Annotated in this window: 8 protein-coding genes and 5 pseudogenes; 7 read left to right on the forward strand and 6 right to left on the reverse strand. The window is 70.5% G+C overall.

Going from position 1 to position 20608, the window contains the following annotated elements; all coding sequences use genetic code 11:
- Positions 1-4: 4 nt before the first annotated feature.
- A complete protein-coding gene (locus OHU35_RS37035) occupies positions 5-1228 on the reverse strand; it encodes an ATP-grasp domain-containing protein (RefSeq protein ID WP_405508412.1) in 1224 nt (407 codons plus the stop codon).
- A gap of 550 nt (positions 1229-1778) precedes the next feature.
- Between OHU35_RS37035 and OHU35_RS37040 the strand changes: the two genes are divergently transcribed.
- The 4 genes and pseudogenes from OHU35_RS37040 to OHU35_RS37055 form a co-directional block, all read left to right on the forward strand.
- Positions 1779-5456, forward strand: coding sequence for a S8 family serine peptidase (locus OHU35_RS37040; protein WP_405508413.1), 3678 nt, complete (start codon positions 1779-1781; stop codon positions 5454-5456).
- Positions 5457-5553: 97 nt separating this feature from the next.
- Positions 5554-6555, forward strand: a complete 1002-nt coding sequence (locus OHU35_RS37045) for a LuxR C-terminal-related transcriptional regulator (protein ID WP_189722547.1) — start codon at positions 5554-5556, stop codon at positions 6553-6555.
- A gap of 217 nt (positions 6556-6772) precedes the next feature.
- A pseudogene (locus tag OHU35_RS37050) lies at positions 6773-7726 on the forward strand (CE1758 family FMN-dependent luciferase-like monooxygenase); the annotation flags it as partial.
- Between the two features lie 236 nt (positions 7727-7962).
- A pseudogene (locus OHU35_RS37055) lies at positions 7963-8130 on the forward strand (GNAT family N-acetyltransferase); the annotation flags it as partial.
- Between the two features lie 56 nt (positions 8131-8186).
- Here OHU35_RS37055 and OHU35_RS37060 read toward each other — a convergent pair.
- From OHU35_RS37060 to OHU35_RS37080, 5 genes and pseudogenes are all read right to left on the reverse strand, one after another.
- Positions 8187-8279, reverse strand: a pseudogene (locus OHU35_RS37060) (hypothetical protein); the annotation flags it as partial.
- A 425-nt stretch (positions 8280-8704) separates the two neighbouring features.
- Positions 8705-8938 (reverse strand): DUF5302 domain-containing protein, encoded by a 234-nt coding sequence (locus OHU35_RS37065; RefSeq protein WP_189722545.1) that lies wholly within the window; start codon positions 8936-8938, stop codon positions 8705-8707.
- Positions 8939-9205: 267 nt separating this feature from the next.
- Positions 9206-10765: a mucoidy inhibitor MuiA family protein gene (locus tag OHU35_RS37070; protein ID WP_405508415.1), complete on the reverse strand. Its 1560-nt coding sequence runs from the start codon at positions 10763-10765 to the stop codon at positions 9206-9208.
- 6 nt (positions 10766-10771) lie between these two features.
- Positions 10772-12907 (reverse strand): DUF4139 domain-containing protein, encoded by a 2136-nt coding sequence (locus OHU35_RS37075; RefSeq protein ID WP_405508417.1) that lies wholly within the window; start codon positions 12905-12907, stop codon positions 10772-10774.
- 2315 nt (positions 12908-15222) lie between these two features.
- Positions 15223-17217: an FAD-dependent oxidoreductase gene (locus OHU35_RS37080; protein WP_189722542.1), complete on the reverse strand. Its 1995-nt coding sequence runs from the start codon at positions 17215-17217 to the stop codon at positions 15223-15225.
- A gap of 289 nt (positions 17218-17506) precedes the next feature.
- Between OHU35_RS37080 and OHU35_RS37085 the strand changes: the two genes are divergently transcribed.
- The 3 genes and pseudogenes from OHU35_RS37085 to OHU35_RS37095 all read left to right on the forward strand — a co-directional run.
- A complete protein-coding gene (locus tag OHU35_RS37085) occupies positions 17507-19405 on the forward strand; it encodes a CASTOR/POLLUX-related putative ion channel (RefSeq protein ID WP_189722541.1) in 1899 nt (632 codons plus the stop codon).
- Positions 19406-19606: 201 nt separating this feature from the next.
- A pseudogene (locus tag OHU35_RS37090) lies at positions 19607-19898 on the forward strand ((2Fe-2S)-binding protein); the annotation flags it as partial.
- Position 19899: 1 nt separating this feature from the next.
- Positions 19900-20550: pseudogene (locus OHU35_RS37095) on the forward strand (IS701 family transposase); the annotation flags it as partial.
- Between the last annotated feature and the right edge of the window lie 58 nt (positions 20551-20608).

Genomic DNA, 20608 nt, shown 5'->3' on the forward strand with positions numbered 1-20608 from the left:
CGGGTCAGGCCGGGACGACGAGGTCGCCGAGCGCCTGCCAGCGGTCCAGGGCGCCCTGCGGCGAGTCGGCGGTGAACAGGGCGTGGCCGAGGCGCGAGCGGCAGTCCTCGACGCCCGGGATGGTCTCGCCCGGCGCGAAGTACACGGCGGTCTCGGTGACTTCCGGCAGTGCCTCCAGCTCCGGCCACCCGGTGAGCTCCCGGTACGAGGAGCGGCCCGCGGCGGAGAAGAAGCGGATGCCGGCGCTCTCGGCCTGCGGCCGCGCGAAGGCGCCGGCCGCCTCCAGGCCGACGCCGAGCGCGGTGGCGACGGCCACCCTGGGCAGGCTGACGCCGGTCACGAGCCGCAGCAGCTCCACGATCCGGTCGCCCGGCAGCCGGGCGCCGATCTCGATGAGCACCGGACCGTCGGCGCTCAGGCGCAGTTCGCAGTGGAAGGGGCCGCTGGTGATGCCGACGGCGCGGACGACGTCGCCGACGTACGCCTCGACGTTCTTCAGGGTGGCGTCGTCGACGAGCGCCGGGGTGAGGTGGCCCAGCTCCACGAAGTCGGGCTCGGGGCCGAGCAGCGTGCGGCTGAGCGCGACGACGGTGACCTCGCCGCTCTCCAGGACATAGCCGTCGGCGCTGAACTCGGGGCCCTGGACGTACTCTTCCACGAGCACCCGGTGTTCGTGCAGCTTGCCCATGTCGGGCTTCGGGTCGGTCACGAGCCGCTGGAACGCGGCGGTGAGCTGGTCGAGGTCGTCGGCGCGGCTGACGTGGATGCTGCCGGAGCAGGCGACCGGCTTCAGCACGCAGGGGAAGCCGACCCGCTCGGCCGCGGCGCGCAGTTCGGCGTCGGTGGTCGCCTGGGCGAAGCGCGGGGTGCGCAGCCCGGCCTCCGCCACGGCGGCTCGCATGACGCTCTTGTCCCGGACCCGGTCGACGGTCGCCACGGGCAGGCCGGGCAGCTCCAGTGCCGCGGCGACGCGGGCGGTCGCCGTCACATAGATGTCGGAGCCCGGCAGCACCGCCTCGAACGGCTCGGCCCGGTGCAGTTCGAGCACGGCCGCTTCGAGGGCGGCCTGGTCGTTGGTCTCCACCGTCAGTACCGAGTCGGCCGCCGCGCGCACAGCGTCGGAGAGCCGGCGGTCGCCGGAGTCGGCGGTGGCGACGACGACCCGCAGTCCCATCTCGGCCGCGACGCCGATCAGGGTGGCGCCTCCGGAGGAGGCGGGTTCGACCACGAGGACGCGGGCAGGACGAAGTGCATCTGTGTGCGGCAAAGCGAAATCCCCCGGGCAGAGCTGTATGGACCGGACTCGCGATCGCGATCCTGGTCGTGATCTTTCTATCCGGGCGCCTTGGTCCCGGTCAATGCATCACCGCAAGATTAGCTGTGAGAACGAACCTGCGCCGCATATTTTCCGGAACGGAAGCCCCTTCGGCGTTCTTACGCCGCCCGCGTCGCGCAGGATGCCGATCAGCCGCCGCATCTCGGCTGGACAGCCCCGACGCTCCGACTCCATGTTCTGGCTCCGGACAGACCGGTTCCACCGGCGCCGGCCTGCCGCGGGTCTCCCGCACGCGGGCGCTACCCGGGCTCGCCCTCCGGGCGAACACGGAAGTTCGACGACGGGACCCACGGAAACCGCCAATTCCCATGGCCGAAGAAGGCATTGGCACTCCTCGGCCACAGGATTCCCTTGAGCCGATTTCCGCGCAGCGCTCACTCTGATCACTGGCTTCCGCTCACCAGCCGGAAGCGTTGTCAGCGTTCAGGGGAGGACGCCACCCATGCGAAGACTCCACGCCCTCTGGGCAGTGGCAGGAGCGGCAGGACTACTCACGGGCGCGATCACGCCCGCCACGGCCGGTTCCGGACCGCGGGTCACCGCACCGGACGCCCCGCCCGTGCGGAGCAGCGCCGAGACAGCGGCCACGAAGACGCAGACCGTCACCCTCATCACCGGCGACACCGTGTCGCTCAGCGTCGGCCCGGACGGCAAGCACGCCGTCGACGTGCAGCGCGGCAAGGGGCGTGCGGCCGCCACCTTCGTGTCGAGCGAGAAGGACGGCGAGGTCAGTGTCCTGCCGGCGGACGCGATCCCGCTGGTGAACGCGGGCCGTCTCGACCCGGCCCTGTTCAACGTCACCCAGCTCGTGCAGCAGGGGTACGCGGACGCGAAGACCGGCACCACCCCGGTGATCGCGACGTACACGAAGGGCAGCGCGACCCCCGACGGCGCGCGCCGGACGCTCGCGCTGCCCACGATCGACGGCGCCGCGCTGAGCGCGAAGAAGTCGCCCGCCTTCTGGGCCGACATCGCCCCCGCACTCGGCACCGAACCCACGGCGAAGGCCGCGAAGCGGCTCGGCGAGGGCATCGACAAGATCTGGCTCGACGGCAAGGTGGAGGCATCCCTCGATGTCAGCGTGCCGCAGATCGGCGCGCCCGAGGTGTGGAAGTCGGGCTACGACGGCAAGGGCGTCAAGGTCGCCGTCCTGGACACGGGCGTGGACGCCGGTCACCCGGATCTCGCCGGGAAGATCGGCGAGACGAAGAGCTTCGTGCCGGACCAGGCGGTGCGGGACGGTCACGGCCACGGCACCCATGTGGCGTCCACGATCGTCGGCTCGGGCGCTGCCTCGGAGGGCAAGCGCAAGGGCGTGGCGCCGGGCTCGGAGCTGCTGGTCGGCAAGGTGCTGGACAACACCGGTCACGGCCAGGACTCCTGGATCATCGCGGGCATGGAGTGGGCGGCGCGCTCCGGCGCGAAGATCGTGTCGATGTCGTTGGGCGGCACGGCTTCGGGTCCCTCGGACGTGCTGAGTGAGACGGTCGACGAACTGTCAGCGTCCACCGGCACCCTCTTCGTGATCGCGGCGGGCAACTCCGGCCCGTCCGAGCAGACCGTGGGCACCCCGGGCATCGCCGACTCGGCGTTGACGGTGGGCGCCGTCGACAAGTCCGACAAGCTGACCTCGTTCTCCAGCCGCGGCCCACGCCTCGGCGACTCCGCGGTCAAGCCGGAGATCACCGCACCGGGCGCGGCCATCACCGCGGCCCGCGCGGCCGGCACCGCCATGGGCACGCCGGTCGACGAGTACTACACGACGTCGAGCGGTACGTCGATGGCGACCCCACATGTCGCCGGCGCCGCCGCGCTGGTCGCCCAGGCCCACCCCGGCTGGACGGGCCAGCAGATCAAGCAGGCGCTGGCGACCACCGCGAAGACGAACACCGTCAACTCCGTGTTCGAACAGGGCGACGGCCGGGTCGAGGCCGTACGGGCCGTCAACCAGGGTGTCTTCGCGACGCCGACCCTGAGCTTCGGCAGGTACGAGGAGAGCGACACCGAGGCGGACAGCAAGGACATCACGTACACCAACACCACTGACAAGGCAGTGGAGTTGAAGGTCTCCTCCTCTCTCCCCGAGGCCGCGCTGAACGCGGACACCGTGACCGTCCCGGCGAAGGGCACCGCCACCATCGGGGTCACGGTCGATCCGGCCGCGGAGGCGACCGGCCGGTACACGGGCCATATCACCGCGAGCGCCGACGGCGTCCAGATCACCACCGCCCTCGGTTTCGAGAAGCTGGCGAAGACCTACGACCTGAAGGTGTCGCTGGTGGGCCGCGACGGCAAGCCGTCCACCTCGGCGTCGATCTTCATGCTTCAGGAGCTGAACGGCGCGTATCCGGAGACGCACGGGTTCCTCGGCAGCGGCTACACGTTCAAGGTGCCGGCCGGTACGTACAGCATGGCGTCCTGGATCTCGCAGCGGGACGCGGCCGGCCTGGAGGTCGCCACCTCGGTCGTCGGCGATCCGGAGATCAAGGTCGGCAAGAACACCGAGGTCGTCCTCGACGCCCGCACGGCGGTCGAGATCAAGCCGAAGACCAAGGAGGACTCCGAGTTCCAGGGCTTCAGCACCAACTGGCACCGGGAGGGCCCGGGCACCGCCTGGGGCCTGACCTACAGCCAGGGCTGGTGGACCGACCACATCTACGTGGCGCCCACCAAGAAGGTCACCGAGGGCATGTTCGAGTTCTCCTCGAAGTTCCGTCTGTACGCCAAGGAGCTGACGGCGAGCGTCACCAGCCCCGAGAAGTACGCGCTGCCCCTCGACTACGCACAGACGTCCAGCGGCTTCCCGGTGAAGATCAGCGGTGACCGCACGGTCCGGGCGGTGGACGCGGGCAGCGGCACCGCGGCCGACTTCGACGGGCTCGACGTCAAGGGCAAGGTGGCGGTCGTCCGGGTGGGCGCCGGCGCCACGGCGGACGAGGCACTGGCCAACGCCACCGCGGCCGGGGCCGGTTACGTCCTCGCCTACCACGAGACGCCCGGGTACTGGATCTCCTGGGTGAAGAGCGCGACCATCCCACTGATGACCGCCACCGGCGAGGACGGCGCGAAGCTCGGGGCCCTGCTCAAGAGCGGGAAGAAGGTCAACCTGAGGCTGAAGGGCACCGCGGTCAGCCCGTACGTGTACAACGTGATGTTCCCGCAGACGGACGCCGTCTCGGCCAGCCAGACATACAACCTGAACAGCTCCAACACGGTGAAGCAGACGGTTCGCTACCACGCGGGCCGGGCCGACCAGGTAGGCAAGGACGCCGTGTACCGGTTCCGCCCCTGGCAGGCCGCCGACATCGCGACCACCAACAACGTACGACTCGGCACGGAGCGCACCGAGTACTACAACGTCTCCGACAGCCGGATCTGGCACGCCGTCTATCCCGACACGAACGCATCCAAGCCTCAGTGGAACTCCCTGCGTACCTTCGACAAGGCGGGCAAGCTGCCCGCCGAGGACTGGCTGCGCCAGGTCGTCCGCCCGGCGACCAGTCAGCAGTACGGCCTCTCCCAGCGCACCGGCGACAAACTCACCTTCGCGATCCCGGAGCTGAGCGACTCTGCGCCGGAGCACTACGGGTCGGTGGACAACGTCCAGGACACCGCGAAGGGCACGCTGTACAAGGACGGACAGCTGGTCGGCGACACCGCACTCGGCGGAATCGGCACCTTCGACGTCCCGGCGGCGAAAGCCTCGTACCGCCTCGTGCTCGACGCCCGGCGCACGGCAGGCTGGGCCGCGTACTCCACTGGCACCCACACCGAATGGTCCTTCACCTCGGCGCACACGGACCAGCGGACGGCGCTGCCACTGATCTCGGTCGACTACGGCGTGGACGGGCTCGACCTCCTCAACCGCGCCGACCGCAAGCACAAGTCGGCGCTCGGACTCGCCGTGCGCGGTCAGTCGGGCAGCGTCACGGCCGCTGACCTGAAGGCATGGGTCTCCTACGACGACGGCACGTCCTGGAAGGAGGCGAAGGTGAAACGCGGCGAGCTGGAACTCAAGCACCCGAAGGGCGCCGAGTTCGTGTCGCTGCGCGTGCGGGCCGCCGACCGGAACGGCAACGCGGTCGACCAGACCGTACTGCGGGCGTTCGGTCTGAAGTAGACGGAACGAAGGAGGTGACCTGAAGTGGTCGGCCTGAAGCGGGCGGTGTCCCAGGCCTGTCAACAGCCTTAACAAAGGTCGCCTACCGTGTCGAGCCATGGTGGACACGGCATACGACACGGCAGGGCAGACCCCCGCCGCGAGCCCCTGGGCCGCGGTGGGGGTCTCCGCGTTCGACGAGCTGCTGTACCGGGCGGTCCTCAACCAGCCCGACGCCGGCGCGGCGGGCTGGGCGTTGCTGACCGGTGCCTCCCCGGCCCGGGTCCGCGAGGCCTGCAACCGGCTGCTCACGCTCGGGCTGCTTCAACCACCGGACTCCATGGGTGGGTTACGGGCGGTCGACCCCCGGGTGGCGATCCGCGCGCTGATCCGGCGGCGCGAGACGGAGTCCGAGCTGCTCGCCGCCACCGCCGAGGAGATGGCGACCGCGTACGAGGCGGGCCTGCTGCGCGAAGAGCCGTCCCGGCTCGTCGAGGTGGCCTCCGGCGAGGGCGCCATCGCGGCCCGCCTGGAGGAGATGTACGCGCGTGCGGAGCACGAGGTGTGCCTCTTCGACACCCCGCCGTATCTCGCCCCGGCCGCTCCGCAGGTGGATCTCCAGGCCGATCTGCTCAGCCGCGGGATCGTCTCTCGCGGGATCTACGCGGCGACCGGCCTGGAGGATCCGAAGGTGCTGTCCCGCGCCCTCAGGATGGTCGAACTCGGCGAGCAAGCCCGGGTGTTGCCATCGGTGCCGCTCAAGCTGCTGGTGGTCGACGGATGCCGGGCGCTGTTGCCGCTGACCGCCTCCGTAGCGGGCGGCTACTGTGCCGTCGTGGTGTGGCACTCGGCGGTGACCGAGGCCCTGCAGAAGCTTTTCGAGCTGGCCTGGCAACAGGCGACGCCTCTGGGCCAGGCGGCCGCCGAGGGCGAACTCTCCGAGAGCGAGAGGACGTTGACCCGGCTGCTGGCGGCCGGAATGAAGGACGAGGCGGTGGCTCGCCATCTGGGGGTGAGTCTGCGGACCCTGCGGCGGCGGGTGAGCGAGCTGCAGGAGCGGCTGGGTGCGGCGAGCAGGTTCCAGCTGGGGATGCGGGCTTCCCAACGCGGCTGGGTGTAGGGGCGCAACGGCCCCTGGCGTCGGGGCCTCATCCCCCGGGACGTGAACGTCGGCACCACCGTCTGCCGGGCCCACCGGCACCCGCCGGAGCGGCGATCGGGTCGGGCAACGGTCATCCGGCAGACGCACAGCCAGTGCGTCGCCGGCCGGTTCCTCGGCCGACAGTGCGAAGTGACCGGCGGCCGAGTCCCAGTCGCTGTGAAACTCGCCGTGGCTCAACCCGCCCTTCGTGCCCTCGTCGCCGACGACGATGCTCGGCTACCTCGCCGCGCAGACCGAGAAGCTGATCCTCTCCACCTCCACCACCCTCATCACCACCAACGACCCGGTGAAGATCGCCGAGGACTTCGCGATGCTCCAGCACCTCGCGGACGGCCGGGTGGACCTGATGATGGGGCGCGGCAACACCGGGCCGGTCTACCCGTGGTTCGGCAAGGACATCCGCGAGGGCATCAACCTCGCCGTCGAGAACTACGCCCTGCTGCACCGGTTGTGGCGCGAGGACGTCGTCGACTGGGAGGGCAGGTTCCGCACGCCATTGCAGGGGTTCACCTCCACGCCCCGGCCCCTGGACGACGTACCGCCGTTCGTCGGGCACGGCTCCATCCGCTCGCCGGAGATCGCTGAGCAGGCCGCCTACTACGGCGACGGGTTTTTCCACAACAACATCTTCTGGCCCAAGGAGCACACCAAGCGGATGATCGACCTGTACCGGGCCCGGTACGCGCACTACGGCCACGGCAGCCCCGAGCAGGCCATCGTCGGTCTCGGAGGCCACACCTACATGCGCCCCAACTCCCAGGACGCCGTCCGTGAGTTCCGCCCGTTCTTCGACAACTCGCCGGTGATGGGCGGCGGGATCTCCATGGAGGAGTACATGGAACAGACCCCGCTGACCGTCGGTACGCCCGAGCAGGTGATCGAGAAGACGCTCACCTTCCGCGAGCACTTCGGCGACTACCAGCGCCAGCTGTTCAACGTGGACGGCGGTGGACTCCCGCTGAAGACCGTGCTGGAGCAGATCGACATGCTCGGAGAGGAGGTCGTACCGGTACTGCGCAAGGAGTTCGGCACGAACCGGCCGGCCGACGTACCCGACGCCCCCACTCACGCATCCCTGCTCGCCGCCCGCGACGCCGAGCGCGCGCAGGCCGCCGATGCGGGGGCCTGAGGCCGCACGAGACGACATGAGGCGTTCTTCGACGGGCTCGATATCATCGCGCCCGTCGGCAGGCCCATGCCGCTAGGAGCCACCGGTGGCAGCTTCCGCTCTCGCCCGGGCCCTGGGGGCCTGTGCGGTGCCCAAGTCCGAGAAACGCACTGCGTCCGCTCTGCGCCTGCCCGCGCGCGATCGCCGTACCCACCGCTGTGTACGGGGCGTCCGAGGGATGTGGTCAGGCTTTCGGCCTGGTCGGTCGGGGCTCCCATGAGTTGCCGAAGCAGGTCCAAGGGGAGTCCGAGGTTGCGGGCGTCGCGGAGTACATCCGCACTGCGGAACTCATTGCGTTCGTACACACCGAGGTAGCGCCGCAGTACGAGGGAAGGGGTCGGACGGCTGCGGCAGTCTCCGGCGCAGATCCCGCAGACCGCGGTTGCCCCGCGATGTCGATGATGGCGTCGTAGCGTCGCGGGCCGGCAGGGAAGTCCTCGCACGTGTAGTCGATCACGTGGTCGGCGCCCAGCGCTCGTACGGCGTCGAGCTCGGGGGTGCTCGCGACGGCCATGACCCGGGCGCCGGGGGCGTGGGCGAGTTGGACGGCGAAGGTGCCTACGCCACCGGCGGCTCCAGTGATCAGGACCTGCCGGCCCTCCTGGGCCTTGGCCTTGTCGCGAACCGCCTGGAGTGCGGTGAGCGCGGTCACGGGTACCGTCGCCGCCTCCTCGAAGGTGAGTCCGGACGGCGAGCCGGCCCACGCCTGGGAACTCTCACCCCCGGAGGTTTCCCGCCACCTCGCTGCCCTGCGCCGCGTGGGCCTGCTCACGGCCTGGCGGCACGGTCGCTACGTCCGTCACACCCTCAATCTGCCCGATCTGACGGCGCTGGGCGCCGATCTGCTGGCAGCCGTACTGCGCTGCGTAGCTTCGGTCCGCCAGAACGCGAGGGGTCGCCGCCAGATGCTCTGCCCGGCCCGTACGTCAAAAGCGACAATCAGCCGCCACTCTTACGCCGAAACGACCGCTGGCTCGCGGCCGGACCGTGCGTGCCGCGGATCTTCGACGCATCCGCGTGCGCGGCACCTTGCACCTGCTCGCTGCGCTTACGCTCCAGAGCCTCACGGAACTTGCGCTTGAGGTCCTCGTTGCCCTCCTCCTCGGGTGTGAGAGGAGAGCTCTCGGACTCGACCGGCTCCGGACCTTCGTGCGATGAAGACTCGCCAGTCATGATGACCTCCTGGGATCGGACAGTAAGAAGGCACAGCCTGCCACGCCGACACCCCGAACCCGAACCAATATCGTGATCGCCGACAGCGGTGTGCGGTCACCCACCGCGCGATTTCGCGCTGAACGTCCGCTACGAGAACCACGTCAAGGCGGAAAGCGGTGCACACCCTGCGTGGGGCTCATCGCCAACCGTGCGCCCTGGCTGGGCGTCCGGTACGCCCGTTGACCGAGCGGCCGGACCGAGCGATCCACGGGCGGCTGGATCCGCTCAGAGCCCGGCGACCTTGGCGTTCGCCGACAGCTCGTAGACCAGCGTGACCGTGCGCCTGCCGCCGGGCGGAAGGGGGACGTCCCAGCGGACGATGCCTTCGGCGTCGACCACGTCGGGCAGCGGGGAACATGCCTCCTTGCGCAGCCGTACCTCCACCGCCGAGATCTCGGAGACCGGGATCCGCTCCCGCAGGACGACCATCCGTCGGTCCTGTTCCCCGGGGGCGGAGAACCGGGACACGTGCAGGTGAACCGTGCGGGTGACCACGGTCCGCTGGGTGATCCCGGTGGTGTCGCGGGACTCCTCGGCCTGCCGCACCACCCGGTAGTCGTCACAGCTGCCGAAGGCGAGTTCGACGGGGGCGCCGGGTGCGGTGAAGTCCAGCGTGCCGCGGCCGCTGAATCCGCTGTCGCGGACCAGGTCCACGGGCCCGGCGAGCAGTGCGTGACCGGACGCGTTGTCGCACCCCACCACCTGCGTGACCAACGGGGACAGTTCGGGTGAACAGGCGTACTCACTGCTCACGGCTGTGCTGAAGACGGACAGCGGCACCCGGTGGGCGCGGCCGTCCGACGGCACGGAGACGGGCGCGGACGCGTGCAGCACGCGCGCCTCGCCGCCGTCGTCCACGCCGGGGAGGCCGAGCACCGCGGCCGGGCCGAGCTCTGCGATCTCCTGCTCGCGCATCTCCACGTCGACAGTGCGCCGCTCGGCCGCGGAGCGCTCCTTGAGCGTCAGCCGGTCCTCCCCCAGCCGTGGTGGCTCGGTGGCCATCGCCGACCTGGCCGTCGAGAACGTCAGCCGTACGTCCGACCAGTCCTCGCCGGTGCGCTGCCAGACCATCACGTCGGTCTCCAGCGTCAGCGCGTCCCCGTCGAGCACGGCCCGGTAGGCGGGCCGCCACAACGCACACGGGGTGAGGTGGGTCAGCCGTAGCCCGACCGGCCCGGCGGCTTCGGACCGCACGGCCAGCTCGATGTGGCCGACCAGCTCGGCAGGCTCCTCCATGGAGGAGCCCAGGGCTCGCTCGGCTTCCCTGAGCTCGACGGCGAGGACGGCCAACCGGGCCTCCACGGTGTGCAGTTGCTGACCGTACGAGTCGCGCTCGCCATCCACCCGGTCCAGCTCGCGGGCCCAGCGGGACCTGTCCGTCTCCCCGAAGCCGGCGCCCTCGCCGATCTCCCGAAGCAGGTCGGCGGCGAGACGGCCGAGCAGGTCGGTACGGGCGCGCAGCCGGTCGCGCCGCTGCTCCAGGGCGAACCGCTCCTCTTCGAGTGCGTGCACGCGCAGGCGCAGGGGTGAGTCGTCGGTGGACGGCCGCGGCCCGCGCGGCGTCCAACTGCGGACGATCCGCACGTCGAGCACGGTCGCGCGGTGATCGCCGGTCAGCTCGGCGTGGAGGGTACGGTCGACGGCCAGCCCACTGACCGGCCCGAGACGCAGCCGCTGGACTCCGGCTGTCAGGTCCAGCACGGTGGCGCGTTCGATGTGGGCGCGGTCCTCCAGGCAGGTGACGGCGGTGACGGGGAGGGGCATCGGCTTCAGCGCCGTGGACATGGTGTGTCAGCTCCTGCGGTTGCCGCCGACCAGGGCCTTGCCGGCCGGGATGCGGATCTCGTAGCCGCCGTGGAGGGTGGCGCTCCCACCGGCGGACAGGCTCACCCGCCAGACGCGGGTGCCCGGGGCATGGTGATCGCGCCCCGCGTCCTCCTCGGGTGCCGTCCAGTCGGCCCGTTCCTCGATCCGGACGTCCGGATCGGAGGTGACCGGTACCTGCTCGCGGACCTCGACGGTGACGGGCTTCGCGAGCCGGTTGGCCAGTTCCACCTGGACGCGGTGGTCGAGCACGGTGGTGTTGTTGCGCAGGCCGGAGGTCGACTCGTGCAGGTTCGTGCGGCGGATGACCTGGACGCCCTCGGCCGGCCCGAGCCCCACCCGTCGGACACCTCCGGGGGCGAGGGTGGGCAGTGCGGCGGTCACAAGGTAGTCGTCGTCGACGGTGACCTCCACCGGACCGGCCAGCAGCGCCTGGTCGGTGGTGTTGGACAGCAGCAATGTCGCGTACACGGTCTGCTCCACGGACGGCACACAGAGGTAGTCGGTGCGCAGCTCCACGGGGATCTCGGTCACGGTGACGGTGTGCCAAGTGCCGTCCGAGGGGATGTCGGCGCGGGCGACGGCATCGAAGCGGTGGTCGAAGGAACCCGCCGACTCGCGGGGCCGCACGGCGTGTTGGGGCAGGGGCAGCCCGGCCACTGATTCGGCGCGGCGACGGTACTCGGCCGCCACCGGGTCGAAGGGAGCCTCCGGGAACAACCGTCCGCGCCGGTCACCCTGCTCGTCGGGTCCGGTCAGGACGAGAGCGGCGTAGTCGAGTTCGGCGCCGCTCGGCTGTGGCGGACCGGCGGCCACCGGTCCCGGTCGTGGAGGCGATGGCGGCGCACCGGCCGCCGCTGGGACAGACGCAGGACCGGCCATCGGTGGCGCGGGCGGTGGCGGCACGGCCGCGCCCGGAGCAGCGGGCGCCATGACGGCGGGCGCCGGGGGGAACCCACCGCCCGCACGCGGCCTACTGCCGGTCCGCGACCGGGCCGGCTGGGCCAGGTCGTGTATCCCGCCGTCGAAGGCCTGGGGGACCTGGGGGAAAGCGCCGCCGGAGCCCCCGGGCTCGGCAGGCGGCCCGCCGTAGCCCTGCGGTACCGGCGGCGGCGCGACGGGACCGGACGACAGCCCACTCACGGCAGCAACGGCGACGGGCGTACCCGCGCGGGCCGAAACGGGGCGGGGGCCCGCGGCGTCGTACCCGGTGAAGAGGTCGGCGAGCCCCGCCGGGGGCTCACGCCAGCCAGAGGGAGCCGGCGCGGCTTGACGGCGCCCGATCCGTATCGAATGGAGCTTCGGCAGGTCGGTACGGCGCCACAGGTCGGCGGTGGCCAGAGCGATGCGCACGCCGTTCCAGTCCTCACCGGTGCGTTGCGCGACCGAGGCACGCAGCACCAGGCGGCCGTCGAGTTCGCCCTGCCGGTGGGTGAGACGGTAGGCCGGAACCCAGACGGCGCCCGGCACCATGTACTCGAGCTCCACCTCCGCCTCACCGGTGCCGTCCAGGCTCAGCACCGCGTTGACCGACGTCCGCACGTGCGTTGAGGGTGTGTCGGTGGAGGCGCGGGTCAACCTGTCCTCTACTACCGTCAGTTCGTGCTCGACCAGACGCAGCGCCTCCTCCAGCTCGACGAGACGGGCGTGCAGTCCCGTCAGCCGTTCGTCGACGAAGTCAGCGAGTTCGAGCCACGCGTCGGCCGGGGTGACGCGGTGCGCATCCTCGCGCCTGCGGGCCGGTGGGACCGGGTGCAGAGCCGTGACCTCCTTGATCAGGCTCAGCTGCCGGTCCCGGCGCCCCCTCGCCTCCGCGTACTCGTCACGCAGCCGCTCCGCCTCGCGCTGCAACTCGTCGGCCGTGCCCGTGTCGAGCGGCTCGGCGTCGATCTCCACCCGGGCCTCGGTGCTCCGCACCCCGGAGGCGCCGATGACGCGGGCCCGCACCGAGCCCGGATCCATCGCGCGAGGCAGTCCTGTCACCCGTACCCGGCCGCTCGGCGGCACGGTGCCCCGGGCCACGCGGCTGCAGAGCGCACCCTGCGCGTACACCACGACCGCGTCGAGGGTCGATGCCCAACGTGGTGTCGTCTCGGCCTTCATGTGATCCGTCCCCCGTGTCCGTGCGAACCGAAGCCTACGCCGGAGCCTTTGGGCACGGCAGACGATGTCGCAGGGGACATCCTGACCGACTCCCGCGCCTTCGCGCCGCTGTCACCGGAGTACGGGGATGCGAGTACGGGGATCACGTGACAGCGCCCGGAGGGCAGCCGGTACGGGACCTGCCGTCCCATGGCACAGGAGGCGCACGCCGTCCACGCGGGCGAGCGGGGGCCGTCCGTCGTGGACAGTGTTGGCGGCATAGGCGAGCCGCGGTCACCGCGGCTTCCAGCGCGGCGAATGGATCTCGCCCGCTCGCGGACAGTCGGCGCCATGGCGCGTCGATGAATGCCGTGCCTCGCCCTTGTTGCAAGCCGTGGCGATGCGCGGCTGTGTTGCGCGCCGCCGGGATCAGACGACGGATCTTGTTCGACCTGATGGTGGTGTGGTCGAGCCCTGCTGTGGCGATCGTCACGAGAGTCTTTCGGGGGCCCTTCCGTACGCTGATCGTGGCCGTTCGCGAGGGACATCTCCGGGACGTGAGGACGACCCCGAGCGCCCCTCCCGAGGCCTGATGCGCCGTCAAAGTCGGCATCGGTCAGCGTGAGTCCTGAGAAACCCAGGGACAGCTGCCCGGATCCGCGACTCGTTGTAGGGTGCGAAAATAGCCCTTGAACTGCAAAAACGCAGGCAGGGAGCCTACCTGTTGGAGTGCTCCGATGTTGCGAACCATGTTCAAGTCCAAGATCTAGCGTTCGGTTATCTATGCAGGTCAGAGGCATTGTGGAGCCGCTCGGGTCAGTAGACGGTCAGTGTGGGCCACGAAGGCGTCCCGGCTTGCTGACCGGGTGATCGCCATGACGGGGTGACCTGGGCAGAGGTGCCTGGCTCCCGCTCGGAGGGCTCGCCAGTAGCTCGAATGCTCGCCCGCGGCATGGGGTCCCTTTTCAAGAACTGCGGTTGCGCAGGCAGAATCGGTGTTCGCATCCCCACCATCCGTTTCAGGGGCGCTCTCGGGAAGCAGCGCAGGGGACCCGGTTACGGCACTCAGGACGAGGCGCTCGAGCGCCTCACGCAAATCTGTGCGGAGAAGAAGCGGACGGCGTCGCCCGATGCAGGAGCCCGCCGCGATCCGTGTCAGTAGACGGTCGCTGAATACGCACATCACTGAGGGCCCCGGCAGGGCAGATGACGGAGTGAATGCGCATTCGCCCCCCGGGTGAATACGTGGCCGTACGCGCGCGCAGGCCGATCACCGCGTCACGGCCAAATGCCGGGTGCAGCGGCGTCGACAGCGTGGGCATGTCGCGCGACCCGACAGGGGCGAGCCTCCGTCGGCCTCTCAACACCCGCGGCGCTTGCCGAATCACCCTCAGCGGCAATCCCGCCTATGCCGAGGGGCTTGGCCAGGCCAGGACTCGCCCTGCCACGGGGAAGCCGCCGACCGCCCAGGGGCCGGCCGATCGCTTCACCGGTGACGTATGACTCGCCTGAGACGAGGGCCGCACCCTTCTGCTTGCCCCCCCCAAGCCGCCGGGCTGCCCGGGAAACGCGACCGGCCCCGGCCGCTCAGCAGCGTGCACACCGCACGCAGCGGAACTCAGAGGGGCCGTCACCCACAGTCGGCGGCGTGCGGTTCGGGGTGCGAGCCGCGTGTACCTGGCTCTGGTGAGGGAACCTCTTGGCTTGCTCAAGGGGAGATTGAAGTCGCCAGGGCGGGGGGCATCGTCCGGGCAGCCGGTGCGCCTGGCCCGGTGGAGGGGGGAAGTGGTCGTGACTGCTTTGGTCGTGGTGGCCGTTGCCGTGCTGGCGATGGCTGTGCTGTGTGCCTGGCTTGTGCGTCGGGCTTGGCGGCGGGCCTGGGACGATCTGGGCTGGCAGGCGTCCGGGTACGGCCGGGGGAGTGGGCAGGGGTACGGGGCGTGGCCGACGAGCAGCGGTACGGGTGCGGCCTCAGCGCCAGGAGGCGCTGGCACCGCGTCCAGCGATTCGTCCTGGTACGCCGCGGGTGACGCCTGCGACAGCTCGCCGTCCGGTTCTTCCTGCGGCGGTTCCTCCTCCTGCTCCGGCAGCAGTTCGTCGTCCTGCGGCAGCTCGTCGTCCTGCGGCAGCTCGTCATCCTGCGGCAGTTCTTGTTGACGGCTGGGGTGTGCAGACGCTGGTTGGGGGTGTGCAATCGCGGTGGGGCGACCGACATCGCCACCGACGGCGGATACGCCGGAAGCGGACGGCAATGAAGTCGCCTCGCGGGAACCGATGGCCCCGGCGCCGGTGCGCCGGGGCCTGCGCCTGCGTCGTGGCCCAGCGGACCATGCGGCTCAGGCGGTGTGGATCTCCAAGGCGGCACGCACGGCGGATTCCACGGCTCCCTCGATCCACGCCGGCTTGACGGACGTGTGGTCCCCGGAGAAGTGCAACGGCCCTTCGCGCAGGGGGATGGCGGGCAGCAACTCCGTGTGCTGCCCAGGCAGGAGCACGGACGCCTCCCCGTAGGCATAAGGGTCGCGCAGCCAGCTCTGCGTGCGGCCCGCGCCAGTGTAGAAAACCTCGATGCGCTGGCCGTAGACCTGCTGGAGGCCGCACAGAGCGTGTGGGTACCGTGCCTCGTCGTCCAGGGAGTCCCAGCGCAGCGCCTCGTCCGCCCAGCTGTAGGAGGCCAGGACCACACCCCCCGCGCTGCCCGGAACCGGATGGGAGGGGTGGAACATGAACCGGTTGGCGTTGTCCGACACCGAGCCGCCACCCACGACGTCGACCGCCTCCGGCTGGTCGCGCGCGATCGCGCGGTTGGCGGCGTAGTGGGTGCGCTGACCCGCTGTGATGTGCCCGGCGGGCACGGAGGGATGGGTGCCGAGCAGGCTGCCGTCTGCGACGGCGCGGCCGGTGCGGTAGGCGTCGTACAGGCCCGGGTCGACGGTGTTCAGCTCGCGCTTCCAGTCGGCCTCGTCGAACTCCCACCAGCGGCGGCTGAACTCCAGCAGCACCTTGGTCGCGCTGTCGTAGTGCAGTTCGCAGACCGCGCGGCGCTTGCCGTACGACATGGGCGGGTCGATCTGTACGTGACGCAGTCCGGAGAACGGCACCGTGACCACGGCGACGTCCGCGGTGAACTGCTCGCGTACGACGGGACCGTCGCGGCCCTCGGACACGGTGTCCACCCATACGTGCGGGCCCTTGCCCCGGACGTGCTCGGCGTCCGGCGAAGGGCGGTCGGGGTGGTGGTACTCGATGCGCGTGACACGGCGGTCGAACCGCACGTCCTTGCGCACGCGTTCGAGGAGGGCATCCGGCAGTACGGCCGTGCCGCCCTCCAACTCGTAGAAGGGCGTGTCGGGGCTGATGAGGGAGGAGCCGATGAAGCTGTGGATGAAGGCCAGAGGGAGGCGTGAAGTGAGGTTCTCCAGGGTGCCGATCAGATCGATGGTCCGCTCGTCGAGGCCGGCGTGCTCGGTCAGGAAGCGGAACATCGACCAGTCACCGAACCGCTGCACCACGCGGGCCCAGCCCCGCAGCCGCTCCGGGAGCGGCTTGTCGACCCGCTTGCCGTCGCGGTTGACGTAACTGAACTCGTCGCGCACCGGGTCCAGCACGGAGCGCAGGATGGCGGCGGCGGGGGTGTCCCAGTGGGCCTTGGGGACGCCGAAGGACCGGTTCACGCGCTGGGGCGCGCGGGCGTAATCGGCGCGCCGCATGCGGATACCGTTGACGTGGATCCAGGTGCGGTTGGCGGGACGTCCCTCGTTGTCGACGTCGACGTAGTGGAAACGCCGCTTCTTCAGGCCGAACTGGTCGATCAGCTCCATCACCAGGGGATGGCTGCCGGGAATGCGCATCGCGCCCGCCTCGGCGTACTGGCGGGGATCGGCGAAGGGCTGCTTGGCGTGTTCGTGGCCGCCGTTGCGGAAGGTCTTGACGCGTCCGCCCGCGCGGTTGCCGTTGGCCTCCAGCACCGTCACCCGGTGACCTGCCCTCTTCAACAGCCAGGCAGCCACCAGCCCGGCCGGACCGGCGCCGATGACCAGGACGTTCTTCGGGCGTGTCCGCCGCTGAGCCGGCAGGCCCTTTTCAAGGACGCGCTGGTAGCGCGGGACGAGGGGGCGGTTGTCGGAGTCCAGTACGAGCAGCGCCCGAGCGACGGCCAGGCACCGGTCGAAGTCGGTGCCACGGCCGGCGCTGGGGGCGGCCGTGGCGGGCCGGGCCGCGGAGACACCGCCGGTCAGGGCCGTCGCAACCGTGGCCGTGCCGGCCACCGCCGCGAAGCTCCGCCGGGAGAAGCCGCCGTCTGAGTGCACCACCGCGTGATCTTCAGTCATGGCGGCCTTTGTACTGGCGGCCGTGACCAGGCGTCCGCCCTTCGCTCCGGCGTTGACTCGAAGGAGCGAAGACGGCGAAAAACCCTGACGTCACAGCAGGTCCGCCGACGTGGACGGCTCGGGAAACCCGAAGGGATGAATGCTGAGCGAACTCCGTCTGCCGCCGTGATCGATCCCCGACACTGCCACATGCGTATTCACATCCGTGCTCTCGGCGGGCCTGCGCGGCGCAGCGCGTACGCGGCGCTGCGCAGGCCCCATGAGAGTGCGGGGCGGCGGAGGGGGAAGGGTGGCGCAGCGGCGCACTCCGTTCGGTGACAGAGCCCGTTACTGGTTCGACAGCACGCTGGCCCGCGGTGCCCCCGCTCTCGTCGGCTGGATGGCGCTGTTGTGTCTGGCCATCGTCGTCCCGGCCAGCGCGGTGCTGGTGTGGACCGACCCCGACGCGCCGGCGCCCCTGGCGGACCGGCTGACGGAGGTATGGCGCCTCACCGGGGAGACACTGCGGCTGGGCGGTGCGACGGGGGCGCCGCTGCGAGTGACGATGTCGGTGCTGCTCGCACTGGTCGCTCTGCTGTACGTCTCGACGCTCGTCGGCCTGATCACGACGGCGCTCACGGAGCGGCTCACCGAGTTGCGAAGGGGCCGTTCCACTGTGCTCGAACAAGGGCACGCGGTGGTCCTGGGGTGGTCGGAGCAGGTCTTCACAGTGGTGAGCGAGCTGGTGGCCGCCAACGCCAACCAGCGGCGGGCGGCGGTGGCCGTGCTGGCCGACCGGGACAAGACCGCCATGGAGGAGGCCCTGAGCACGAAGGTGGGTCCCGTCGGCCGTACGCGGCTGATCTGCCGCAGCGGCCCCACCACCGACCCGGCCGTGCTCACCCTGACCAGCCCGGCCACGGCCGGTGTCGTGCTGGTCCTGCCCCACGACGAGCCAGACGCCGACGCCGAGGTGGTCAAGACGCTGCTGGCGCTCAGGGCAGCCCTGGCCGGGGAGGGTTCCCGTCCGCCCGTCGTCGCCGCGGTCCGGGACGACCGCTACCGCCTGGCCGCCTGCCTCGCCGCCGGACCGGGCGGCGTGGTCTTGGAGAGCGACACCGTCACCGCCCGGCTGATCGTCCAGGCCGCGCGGCGCCCCGGGCTCTCCCTCGTGCACCAGGAACTCCTCGACTTCGCCGGCGACGAGTTCTACCTGATCAGCGAGGCGGCCCTGGCCGGCCGCCCGTTTGCCGACGCGCTGCTGTCCTACCCGACGTCCAGCGTCGTCGGGATGGTGCGAGGAGACACCCCCCTGCTCAACCCGCCACCGCAGACGCCCATCGCTCCGGACGACCTGCTCATCGTCATCTCCCGTGACGACGACACGGCCTGGCTGGACGACTGCGCGGAGTTGGTCGAGAAGGCGGCGATGGCATCCGGCCCTTCGACGCCCGCGCGACCTGAGCGGGTTCTCCTGCTGGGCTGGAATCGCCGAGCGCCGCTCATAGTCGACCAGTTGCGCCGCCGCGCCCAGCCCGGATCAGCCGTCGACGTGGTGGCGGACGGTCGTGAAGTGACAGCCCGGCAGGTGAGCGAGGCCGACACGCAGAGCGGCACCGACCTGATCCTGACACTGCACCACGGGGACATCACCCGTCCCGAGACCCTGCGGCGTCTGGAAGTTCACTCCTACGACAGCGTGATCGTGCTCGGCCAGGACCCCGCTCCCGGGCAGCCGCAGGACGACCCCGACAATCGCACGCTCGTCACCCTGCTGCTTCTGCGTCAACTGGAGGAAGCCACCGGGCGCGAACTGCCGGTTGTCACCGAACTGATCGACGACCGCAACCGGGCGCTGGCCCCCATCAGCCCCGGAGCCGACGTGATCATCAGTGGCAAGCTCATCGGCCTGCTCATGGCGCAGATCTCCCAGAACCGGCACTTGGCAGCGGTGTTCGAGGAACTGTTCTCCGCCGACGGCACCGGGGTTCGCCTGCGGCCGGCCACCGACTACGTGCTGCCAGGGTGTGAGACGTCCTTCGCCACAGTCGTGGCCGCGGCACGTCATCGCGGCGAATGCGCCATCGGCTACCGAAGTCACGACGACTCTTCGACGAGTCCGGGCTACGGCGTGCGGATCAACCCGCCCAAAGCCGAGCGGCGCCGCTGGATGGTCGAGGACGAAGTGGTCGTCGTCGGCAAGGACTGACGGAAGGCTTCGGCAGGACGCGGGGGCGCTGTCCGGCGTCGGAATGTCGGAGGGCGTGTGTGCTGCCCCGCGCTACGGACACGCCGGGTCTGTTCACGCGGCGAGGGCGCAGTGCGCGCCACTCGTCAGCGGCGGACCGAGGTGGGTCACCCCGGACTGCGATGACCCGACGTACAACCAACCTGTGATCGACAGCGAGAGGGATCTGACCCCACCGTTACGGTCGACAACCGGACCTCGCTGCTGGACCTGCTGCGCGAGCGCCTGAACCTGACCGGCTCGAAGAAGGCTGCAACGCTGGTGCCTGCGGCGCCTGCACCGTCCTGGTCGACGGCCGCCGGTGAACTCCTGCCTGACCCTGGCGGCGGTCCGCCTGGAGGGCGCCGAGGTCACCACCATCGAGGGCCTGGCCAAGGGAGAGCAAGTGCACCCTCTGCAGCAGGCGTTCATCGACCAGGACGCCTTCCAGCGCGGCTACTGCATCTCCGGCCAAACTGGGTGCTCTGCATGAGCGGTTCGTGCACCGGTTCAACCGGGAGGAGCCGCGTCAGTCGGCGCTGGCTTATATGCGGGGGCTGGTTGCGCCGCTGGAGCGGAAGAACGGCTGGACGCTGGCGGAGGAGGCCGGTCACGCGGGTCCCGATCGCATCCACCGGCTGCTGAACCGGATCGAGTGGGATGCCGACGAGGTCCTGGACGACGTACGCGACTACGTGGTGGAACACCTCGGCGACCGCGAGGCCGTCCTGATCGTCGACGACACCGGGTTCTTGAAGAAGGGCATTCGTTCGGCCGGCGTGCAAAGGCAGTACTCCGGCACCGCCGGGCGCACCGAGAACTGCCAGATCGGTGTGTTCCTCGCTTACGCCACCGGCCGTGGACGCACGCTGCTCGACCGGCGGTTGTATCTGCCCACCTCCTGGACGGATGACCGGGAGCGCTGCCGCCGGGCCGGCATCGACGACAGTGTCGCCTTCGAGACAAAGGTGGCCATGGCCAAGGCGATGGTCCGCCGGGCCATCGCCGACAAGGTCCCGTTCAGCTGGGTGACGGCGGACGCCGCCTACGGCTACAGCAAGGGCTGGCGGTTCGAGCTGGAGCAGGCAGACGTGTTCCACGTCATGGCCACACCCGCCTCACCGACCGCCGCCCCACCCCGGTCGACCACGTCCTGCACTGGTCAAGGTGGCGCCGACGACGCCA

The organism is Streptomyces purpurascens (assembly GCF_045040895.1).
Classification (GTDB): Bacteria; Actinomycetota; Actinomycetes; order Streptomycetales; family Streptomycetaceae; genus Streptomyces; species Streptomyces purpurascens.

Coding starts and splice junctions, on each gene's coding strand:
- OHU35_RS37075 (WP_405508417.1), bottom strand. CDS start 12,907: ATGAAGGCCGAGACGACACCACGTTGGGCATCGACCCTCGACGCGGTC.
- OHU35_RS37065 (WP_189722545.1), bottom strand. CDS start 8,938: ATGACTGGCGAGTCTTCATCGCACGAAGGTCCGGAGCCGGTCGAGTCC.
- OHU35_RS37070 (WP_405508415.1), bottom strand. CDS start 10,765: ATGTCCACGGCGCTGAAGCCGATGCCCCTCCCCGTCACCGCCGTCACC.
- OHU35_RS37040 (WP_405508413.1), top strand. CDS start 1,779: ATGCGAAGACTCCACGCCCTCTGGGCAGTGGCAGGAGCGGCAGGACTA.
- OHU35_RS37045 (WP_189722547.1), top strand. CDS start 5,554: ATGGTGGACACGGCATACGACACGGCAGGGCAGACCCCCGCCGCGAGC.
- OHU35_RS37080 (WP_189722542.1), bottom strand. CDS start 17,217: ATGACTGAAGATCACGCGGTGGTGCACTCAGACGGCGGCTTCTCCCGG.